The organism is Thiopseudomonas acetoxidans (assembly GCF_030362935.1).
Lineage (GTDB): Bacteria > Pseudomonadota > Gammaproteobacteria > Pseudomonadales > Pseudomonadaceae > Thiopseudomonas > Thiopseudomonas acetoxidans.
The window spans coordinates 1-9,154 of the sequence record NZ_JAUCDY010000022.1; the positions used below are offsets into that span (position 1 = coordinate 1).

At 46.4% G+C, this 9,154-nt stretch carries 9 protein-coding genes and 1 pseudogene; 2 read left to right on the forward strand and 8 right to left on the reverse strand.

The features are described 5' to 3' along the window. Positions 1-43 precede the first annotated feature (43 nt). Complete coding sequence (locus tag QEZ41_RS11860; RefSeq protein WP_289411808.1) at positions 44-877, reverse strand: nucleotidyl transferase AbiEii/AbiGii toxin family protein; 834 nt, start codon at positions 875-877, stop codon at positions 44-46. Next, complete coding sequence (locus QEZ41_RS11865) at positions 870-1,646, reverse strand: type IV toxin-antitoxin system AbiEi family antitoxin (protein WP_289411809.1); 777 nt, start codon at positions 1,644-1,646, stop codon at positions 870-872. Before QEZ41_RS11865 ends, QEZ41_RS11860 begins: the two co-directional genes overlap by 8 nt. Before the next feature lie 108 nt (positions 1,647-1,754). On the opposite strand from QEZ41_RS11865, the gene QEZ41_RS11870 reads away from it, so the two are divergent. After that, complete coding sequence (locus tag QEZ41_RS11870) at positions 1,755-1,910, forward strand: hypothetical protein (protein WP_289411810.1); 156 nt, start codon at positions 1,755-1,757, stop codon at positions 1,908-1,910. A gap of 420 nt (positions 1,911-2,330) precedes the next feature. Here QEZ41_RS11870 and QEZ41_RS11875 read toward each other — a convergent pair whose 3' ends face one another. From QEZ41_RS11875 to QEZ41_RS11890, 4 genes are all read right to left on the reverse strand, one after another. Continuing rightward, positions 2,331-3,311 (reverse strand): FRG domain-containing protein, encoded by a 981-nt coding sequence (locus QEZ41_RS11875; RefSeq protein ID WP_289411811.1) that lies wholly within the window; start codon positions 3,309-3,311, stop codon positions 2,331-2,333. Between the two features lie 112 nt (positions 3,312-3,423). Then, on the reverse strand, positions 3,424-3,837 hold the full coding sequence (locus QEZ41_RS11880; RefSeq protein ID WP_289411812.1) for a hypothetical protein: 414 nt from the start codon (positions 3,835-3,837) through the stop codon (positions 3,424-3,426). Positions 3,838-3,860: 23 nt separating this feature from the next. Further along, the gene (locus QEZ41_RS11885) at positions 3,861-4,259 is read right to left on the reverse strand and encodes a hypothetical protein (protein ID WP_289411813.1); all 399 of its coding nucleotides are present in this window, start codon (positions 4,257-4,259) and stop codon (positions 3,861-3,863) included. 115 nt (positions 4,260-4,374) lie between these two features. After that, entirely contained in the window at positions 4,375-4,596 is a 222-nt protein-coding gene (locus QEZ41_RS11890) for a hypothetical protein (protein WP_289411814.1), read from the reverse strand. 626 nt (positions 4,597-5,222) lie between these two features. Between QEZ41_RS11890 and QEZ41_RS12065 the strand changes: the two are divergent. Beyond that, positions 5,223-5,627: pseudogene (locus tag QEZ41_RS12065) on the forward strand (transposase); the annotation flags it as partial. 625 nt (positions 5,628-6,252) lie between these two features. On the opposite strand, the gene QEZ41_RS11900 reads toward QEZ41_RS12065, so the two are convergent. Together QEZ41_RS11900 and QEZ41_RS11905 are read right to left on the reverse strand one after the other, a co-directional pair. After that, complete coding sequence (locus QEZ41_RS11900) at positions 6,253-7,416, reverse strand: hypothetical protein (RefSeq protein ID WP_289411815.1); 1,164 nt, start codon at positions 7,414-7,416, stop codon at positions 6,253-6,255. 201 nt (positions 7,417-7,617) lie between these two features. Then, the gene (locus QEZ41_RS11905; protein ID WP_289411816.1) at positions 7,618-8,949 is read right to left on the reverse strand and encodes a deoxyguanosinetriphosphate triphosphohydrolase; all 1,332 of its coding nucleotides are present in this window, start codon (positions 8,947-8,949) and stop codon (positions 7,618-7,620) included. Positions 8,950-9,154 lie beyond the last annotated feature (205 nt).

A 9,154-nucleotide genomic window follows, 5' to 3' on the forward strand; every position in this document is an offset into this window, starting at 1 on the left:
CATTAAGGAAGGCTACAGCCTTCCAGCGCTATCCTTCCCCGCACTAAAAGTACGGGGCTTGTCGCGCATTTTGGTCAAACGGCAAAGCATCCCAGGCTGGTGCTAATAAATACAGGCTATACAGAAACTGCTTCTCACTCTCTGTAAAACCAGTTAGCAAAGTGCGTAACGCCAACTCAGCTGCGTGCTGCAATTCATTTTCAGACGTTTGGCGTAACGTCATGCCTAGAAATTCGCCATCAAAGACCGAGCTGATTGACCGCCACTTAGGTTCTAAAATCTCTTCCATCGGTCTTGGGTGGCTCATGAGGTACACCAAAAAAGCGTGTCTAATTGCATCGGTAATACCTTCATGTTCGAGCAGCAGCATCACATCAAAAAAATCCCGTGGATGCTGGCGATCAAAAGCAGCACAAAGCTTGCCGGCATAAAGGTCCTCCAGAGCGACCACGGGTATTTCAGCAAAACCAAACTCACGCTCCACGGCTTCACTCACAGCTCTTAATTCAACAGGAAAAACCGTACCGCGCAGCACTGGGGATAGCTCAACCTGTACAGAAGCGCCCGCATGATTTATCACTAAGCGTAAAGTATCTGCCCTATCCACATAGCTTTTAAAAATATGCGTTGCAGGCAAAGCACGCAAAACACTCTCAGCAATCCGATCCAATGCCTGCTTGATCACTCTTAACGCCGCCTCCCTATCCGCATCGGGTACGTAAACCAAATCAATATCTACAGAAAGTCGTGGAAAATCACGCACAAATAAGTTAATAGCCGTGCCACCTTTAAGAGCAAAGCATTTCTCTTGTGCAATAAAAGGCAATATGCGTAACAGCAGCGCTACCTGCAGGTGATAAGGGCTATTTCTATCCATGAAATATCTCCGGTACAGTGATGTTATAGGTGGTGTCGAGCTTACCATCAGCCACTATGCTGCGCTTGCCTGCGCCTAAGTCGTAGTCCTCTGCGTGTAGCTTTTGTCGCCAGGCATGCTGATAACGATCAGCAAAAAAGAAAAACAAGCGCTTTACTTGCACATGCTTGCACGCCTTTAATAACGAATCCAAACGCCTAGGCGATAAATTAACCAAGCCTTGCATGATGTTATCAGCCTGCTCAAAGCTGATAGTGCTAGGTACTAACGCCAGCACCTCCAAAAACGCTTGCTCTGGTGAAGCTAGCAGCCATTCACCCTGATGTATCGATATCGTTTTTAAACTGCCCGATTTCAGCAGTGCAGAGGTATCCCATATTCTGGCTGTGCTGTGCCAGTTAAAACTCGTTGCAATCTTGAGTCCCCCTAACCAGCTCGGTACGGGCAATGGGCTATACAGCTCGATAACGGTGGAGAAGCTTATATAGTGCGCCAAACCATGTTGAGCTAGCGCACTCAGTCCGCCGACATAGACGGGCCCATCGAGCACTCGATTTAATGATGCCGATACACCTTGCCACGCAACAGGAACATCTGAACGAGTATAAACACCGCGTGTCAATGGCATTAACTTTGCTGATTTCACTGCATTATCAAACGCATGCAAGGTTACACCCTGTGCAAGCAGCCATTGACGCGTCACGAATTGACCGTGAGGAACTAGAGTGAGCCAGTCGTCACGATTTTGTTGCAGGTTTGTGGTTGACATGGTTTATAAAACTCCAGTTTACGGCGAAAATCACCGTAAATATGAGGACAGATAAACCATAGCAAAGAATTGCGTTTAGGTACAAGCGAATTTACGGCGTTAATCGCCGTGAAAAAGATTATTTATAAACCTCTTTTAAATATTTTTGGTTTTGTTTGCGTAGGTTTAAACAAATACACAGGGCGCAAGCTGCCGCTGGAGCTGGCTGTTGGAGCGCAGCTTTGCGTGAATGAGGTTTTCCGGCAGCACTTGAGCTGGGTTTAGAGTTCAGGTCGCCCAGAAGCTTGGCCCCTACATGAGCGGTGTTTTGGAACGCAATCATCAGTAGGAGCTGGCCATGCCTGCGACAGTGCGTCTGGTGGTGCGTTGTTGGCAGGTGTGGTCTGTGGTCTGCGGTCGGAACGATGTCAAGAAATTACTTAGGGATTTGGAGGCTTTGTATCGAACTTCAATGACCGCATAAGTATATAGGTTCTGCCTTCTGTTTTAGGGGTATTTCTGGGACATTTGCACACCAAAAGCGCATCTTAGCGCAGGTCATGCTCTAGTTGCGTTAAATTATTGTGTAGTTTTACAGCGCGTAAGAAGTTGAGCAATTAAACTCTACGGGCAACGAATGCATAGCATGCTATACACTACTGCAGCAAGATTTGCTTCCTGATCAGGTAAGCAATTCACAAAACCCTACCTAAGCCGCTCATAAAGCGTTTGAATACAACTAACCACACTAGGAAACATTGCAGACTCATTAATAAACATTTTATCCAGCTCAAACAGTAATTCTTTTGCGTGAGCAGAAGATAATCTAAACTCCATAATACATTTTTCCTCACAATCTCTAAGCGATTGAGCAAGACATCCTGATGCACTACTGCATTTATTTTCAATTGACGCCAGCTCCTCACATATATAATCAGTCAATGGAGTAGGTAAAAACTTATTATCGCTTACGTTTCCATATTCAGTACAGCAAACAAAGAGTCCTCTCTGCGACTTTAAGTTATTATTGAAATAGCTTGGAGTCTCTACTACATGATAAGTAACTATGGGTGTAGTTGATTTATGTATATTGTTAATATTATACTCAACCACTTCTGGATTTTTCAATAAAAATGACTTCATATTTAAAGCGTATACCGAAAGGGATTTAACTGCTTGTCCATTTTCTTGAAGCCGAACACAGGTTTTGGCTGCAAAATAAGCCGCGATATAAGAACAATATGTCCAATCCATTAATCTTGTCGGCAAACCAAAGTGCTGCCCTAAAGCAAGCAGCGAATAATACTCTTGACTAGGCCATGCTTTTTCCATACGAGTAAACAAATTATACTCTTCAGTGTGACTTTCTAAACTAGTTAACTTATAAAACAAGGATTCATTCGGTAGATAAAACCCATTACTATTCAGCTCTAGAACAAAAGATTTTAAAACCTCCCACTCTAATTTACGCTGCTCTCTATAAGTTAAACATGTGCTCTGTACAACTTCACAACTACCTGGTGTTTTGGTACCTGCTCTAAATACAGAGGGAAGCAAACTCCACTTTGAATCACCCTGACCTCTAAAAATATATTTAGCTACGGGCAGGGTATTATCTTGAATATTTATAGGTGCAATTTTTTCTAAAAAACTTTTAACAGTTTTTGATCTAATAACCTTCAACAAAAACCTCGCCAAAACAATTTAATGAGATGAGCCACAAGCATAATCGCTTTACAGCTTGTTTCAGTACACCTAACATTAATACCGGTCTTTAAATAATAAACATAACGCTGCACTAAACCGAGCCAGCTTTATCGACGCCGGGTTTAAGTGCCTTATTAAAAACAAACTTTTGCCAAGCTATTTCAAGAAAAAAAACTGGTATAACGAAAATTATTAATAATAGCCCTACCCTAAGCGCTAAACGGTGCAGTTCGAACATGCTTCCCATTATTTCCTCAAACTCAACTCTCTTATAACTTGCGGCTTCGAACTTTGCCTCGATAACAAGGATGTCGGTGCTATCTGTTGCCAATCTAGCAGTATCAAGCTCTGCTTTAGAAATCAGAAGCTCTTCATGTGTGGAAAAGTCCAACGGCATGAGCCTGTCTAGCAGAAAAAACGCATGAGCGTAATACCAAGAAATCAATGAAACACCAACCACTAGACATAGTCTTGATAAAGACTTAAATTTCAGAATATCGCTCATACCTTACCTTTGCTGTTAGCATTTCACTCTGCTCGCCTTTGCTTGAGAATTTTGCCGATCTCATTCACAACATTTTGCTCTTCGACTTGAAATGAGTTCGGCTCGAGGGTGGCCCGAATAGACTGGAAACCAATCAAAAAAGAGCCTGCTCCTAGTAGAACAGAAACAAGATTTGCTTCCCCTTCCCACGCCCCCAAACCTGCTGCAGCCAACAACAGTATCAAGGCAAGTGCATAAAAGCCTTTCAGCCTTTTTATTTTGCGGGTCTGCTCAATCTTAATATTCTCTTGCCTGAATGGTCGCTCTCGCAGCAGCTCCTCATTTGAACAACTAATCAGCAGCTTGTGCTCATTATGCGAATTGTCAGTGACATTAAAGTCTCCCTCGACATTAATGCCACCGCTATTATTGAAATCTCTCAAACAGGATCCTCATAAGACTGCTCTTAACCTGCTGCGGCGCTAACTCTCGGCACAGCCGCGAGGGAAGCGTGTCCGGTGGTTGCAGATCGCGAACTAATGCCACTTGTTATATTTTTTAAATGAAATCAATGCTCAATATTTCACCGGTATCGTTTAACTCATCCCAAACGCAGCGCACATCAGTTGCAGAGTTGCAGTTTTCACATACAACAGCTCCTGAACTGGAGTGCTGAGTTGTATGGCTCCCAAATGGCTGCGAGTCCTCAATTTCCAGCTGTTCAAGACCAAACTCGATATCCGCACCACATTCTTCATTGCTGCATGTGACAGTTCGCATAACCTCCCCCCCTTTTTGGGCTCTTCGCATTTAAGGGTGTAGAAAAAATCTGACCGGCTGGAAAAAGAGTCGGGGATCTTAGAAAATGTAAGTTCCCACACCAACAAAAACTAAGCCCCCGACGTGAACAATCTTACCTTTTCTAGCCCTGATCTTTCCAGCTTTTGCCAACTAAATATCCTCGGCCTGACTGCCACTGGACAACATCTTTGTGCAGAACGCGCCGTCATCGAATGCCGTTTCACCAAAGCACCTGAGCCGTGCCCCAAGTGCGGGGCTGCTGGCGTTTCACGCGGTACTGTCGATAGACATCTTGCCCACGCGCCTTACGGGCAGCGGCCATCCAGATTGCTGCTGCGTATCCGTCGCTGGAGTTGTGTTTGCGGCTGTTTCTGGCATGAAGACACAAGTAGTGCTGCGCCACCACGCTCAAAGCTTTCCCATGGGGCGATACGCTGGGCCTTGGCTGCCATCGTGCTGGATGACTTGTCGGTCTCCCGTGTTGCGAGTCATCTTGACGTTGCCTGGCACACCGCCAATAACGCCATTATCAACGAAGGACGGCGCCTGCTTTTTAATGACTCGACACGTTTTGACGGTGTGACCGTGCTGGGCGTGTCAGCTACCTGTCTGACGCCAACAAAAAGCAACTGTTCCAGCTGTTTGCAGATGAGCACCACCTCGAAGTGGATTGCACCTGGAACATGTACCAACGGGTGGTCAGCGCCTACAACGAGCCGGATCGAAGGCGTGGTAAAAAACTCATGCAAGAGGTCATAAATATCATTACAGCCAGCGACTTGCCCAAAGCGCTCATCGAGGTGAAACGCTTGGGGAAAACGCTGAAAAAATACGCTCAGAGCATCCTTGCTTACTTCGACCGGCCAGGAACCAGCAACGGTCCAACAGAAGCTATCAACGGGCGACTGGAGCACTTACGAGGTACCGCCCTAGGCTTTAGAAATTTAACCAATTACATAGCCAGGTGCTTGCTGAAGTCAGGAGGATTTAGAAATCAGCTACACCCTTAAATGCGAAGAGCCCCTTTTTGCTTGGCAAAACATTACAACTTATTATCACGCATACCTTGTCACCGTATTTAAAGCTTACATATTACTCTGATTACCAACCACCTCATTTTTAAATCAAGATAGCGCTGGAAGGTGTTTTGAGCATGCTGCTTTGCTCGCGTATTCGTGCTGTTTTTGCGTGAAATGTGACTTTTACAGTTATATATTTAAACTGAAAGCTGGCTAAAAGCCATCGCACTAAGGTATATGCCTGATAGCCAAGCTTGGGCTTCAGGCTAAAGTGCTGGGTCTGTATACAAAGTAAAATCCAGATCGGTCGCACCTGTGGGCTGGTTGCAGGTCGCGTAGGGTTTAGCTGTTTCTTCTAGCATAGGCAATTGTTCAGTCAGCATTTAAGAGCGCTACCCGAGCCGTCCGCAGACTTGCTTGGACTCAATCAGTCGAACCGTTGTGCCATGCCTTCGACAGGCTCAGGCTACGGGGGCGGTGGCTGTGCTACCGAAGTTAGCCCATCGAGGTCTAGGTTGCGTGATGGAGTCTGGTTAGGGATGGCTTTTTCGGTGGTGTGGATCAAAAAAACCCAGCCGGAGCTGGGTTTTTTTATGTTTCAACTAACTAGCAATACTTAGAATGCATATTTAGCTTGTACGCGGAATGCTGTGCCTTTGTTAGCCAAGCCGCCTTCGTGTGTTTGACCTGAAGAATACACACCACCAACAGTTCCTAGTACACTACCATCAGCTCTTTGCGCTTTTACTTTAGCATGTTGCAACTCTGCACCCCACTCGATGCCGTTGTCAGCTTGGTAGAAAGCGTTTAACCATACACGCTGAGCTGTTCCAGCCTTATCCTTAACAGCTTTACCTGGCTCTTGCTGAGCGATGGCGTTTTTATCCCACTTACTTGCCTCTACAGCAAGGTTAGTGCGAACCTTCTCATTAATACGGTAGGTTAACGCAGCAGATACGTGTGTACCTTTTGCCGCATCAGCTCGGTATACTTTGCCAGTAGTATCAAGCTTTTTATTGGTAACACCAGCATTATGAGTTAGACCCAGCTTTACAGTTGCATCACCCATAGGGATTGCAGTACCAACAGTGAAGCGCGTAAAACGCTTGTCCTTACCGCTAGACTTAGTACCGCCTGTAGCACCGCTATTTACAGCCTTTTTGTTTTGCGCATAGTTGGTTACTGCTGTAAACACTTTAATGCCATTGAAGTTACCTTCAAAGTTTGCAGTTACTGCAGGCGCAACACTTTTTTGTGCTGCATCTTCTTTACTGTTGTTTTGACTTTCAATCGAAAGACCGAAGCTCATGCTGTCATCTAGCTTGAATTTTTTACCTAACAACAGAGGACGCGGTCCGTCAACCTGATAACTAACTAGCCCGTTACCAGTAGTATCAATGGTTTCTGCTAATGCAACTAGGTTAGTACCGAATGACCAAGTTTGACCACCTATGATGCCGTCTTCAGTAGCGAAGTAAGCATGACGCAAGGTGCTGTTTTGTAGTCTCTGCTCCCAGAAAAAGGTGGTGCCGATTTCTTTGTTAGTGTAGCTGACGTTAATGCGTGAGTTACCCGCATCGAAGTCGCTGTTGAACTTGTCGTTTACAGCTGACTTTTTGTCACCAGTTTTTGCAACAGAAAAAATAGCTGAAACATAACCACCAACAGACAGCTTATGCTCGCTGGTGTCTACTACTGTGTATGCCTGAGCTGAGTTTGCTGCTACAGCTAGTGCGAGTGGCAGGGCTAATGTGCCTGCGATTTTTGTGTACAGTTTCATGATGAGCATCACCTTTTTGATTATTCGAATTAATTCGTTAGCTAATAGCGGTTCAGTAGGCTCGTCACCGCTAGTTGCGAGACTGCATGCTTTTTAGAGGCTTGTCAACGCTCAAGAAGCTGAGTTTAGGACGAAGGTATGACAAAAACGCTGCTTATTTGCGGTTTTTTTCATCTGCTGCGCTGAACTTTACCGAAGTGTTCAGGTCTGGCTCGACCCTCCGGTCATTTCTTTGGCTATATGACTGGCGTAGTTGTCGGTCATACCACCTATATAGTCAATGATGCGCAGAAAGGATTGGTAGAGCGACCAGTGGGTTTGTGGCGCGCTGTTGCCGAGCAAGTCAAAAATCCTACGGTTTTTAAACGAGAGTTCACGCCCGCTATGAAACTCCACTACCGCGCCACAAAACGCTTCGAGTAGTGTTTCCAGGGTGGAGTAGGCGCCGATTTCGTGCAAGGTTTTGCGTTTATCTTGGAATATTCTTTCGCGCGCTAGCTGTTTGGCATTAAGAATGCAGCTTTTGGCGGGGTCTTGCATGTGTTCAACCAGATCGCCTTGTAACTGGCCGTTTAATAATAGTGCTTGATTTTGCACAAAGGTGTGCGCTGCTGCTTGAGTTAGGTGCTCGATGGCTTTGCCGCGCAGGATTGCCAATTTGCGGCGACGCGAGTCATTGATACCGAGCTGGCGGTAGGTTTCTGGCAGGTCATCACCGACGAGGTTGAGTAATAGCTCTTCTACTTCGCTGTAGTCGAGTAGGTTCATTTCGATGCCGTCTTCTAGATCGATTAATCCGTAACAAATATCATCGGCAGCTTCGACCAGATACACCAAGGGGTGGCGCGCCCAGCGTTGTGGGCCGAGTTGTGGTAAGCCTAGTTTTTCAGCGATGTTTTCTAGGATGGGTAATTCGCTTTGGTAGCAGCCGAATTTTTGCGCTTTGTTGCCGGTTTGGCTGATTTGCTGGGCGGTCCAAGGGTATTTTAAGAAGGCGCCCATGGTGGCGTAGGTTAGGCGCATACCGCCATCGAACTGGTGGTATTCCAGTTGGGTAAGGACGCGAAAACCTTGGGCGTTGCCTTCAAAGTTGAGGAAATCGGCTTGTTCGGCGCTGCTCATGCTATCAAGCCAGCCGCGCTCTAGTGCGTCGCGGAACCAGTGCCGCACGGCGTCTTCACCGGAATGCCCGAAGGGTGGGTTGCCGATGTCGTGGGCCAGGCAGGCGGATTGGACGATCATGCCCAGATCGCTGGGTTCGCTCCAGTTGGGCATCTGCTCACGCAGCATTTCTGCGACGAGCATGCCGAGGGAGCGGCCTACGCAACTGACTTCCAGTGAGTGGGTGAGCCTTGTATGAATAAGGTCATTGCTGGAGACGGGGTGGACTTGGGTTTTGCGCCCAAGTCGTCGAAACGCGCCGGAGAAAATCACACGATCGTGGTCTTTGTGAAACGGACTGCGCGCGATTTCTTCGGCGCTGTGGGTGAGTTTGCCTAAGCGCTCACGGGTTAAAAGACTGTGCCAATCCATAGGTGCTCTTTGTTAGGTGTGTTTTAGATGTTGGAATTATAGCAGTTCTGTGGCGCTCCTAGTGTTGGAGCATGGCTTCTGGGTAATGTGGGCACGGCTCTTGTGGGAGCGCATCTTATGCGCGATTGTGGAATGCACCCCATTTATTGGACTGCGTTTACACAATTGTTTTCATACTTGAGTCTGTATTGTACGGGGCTCATTT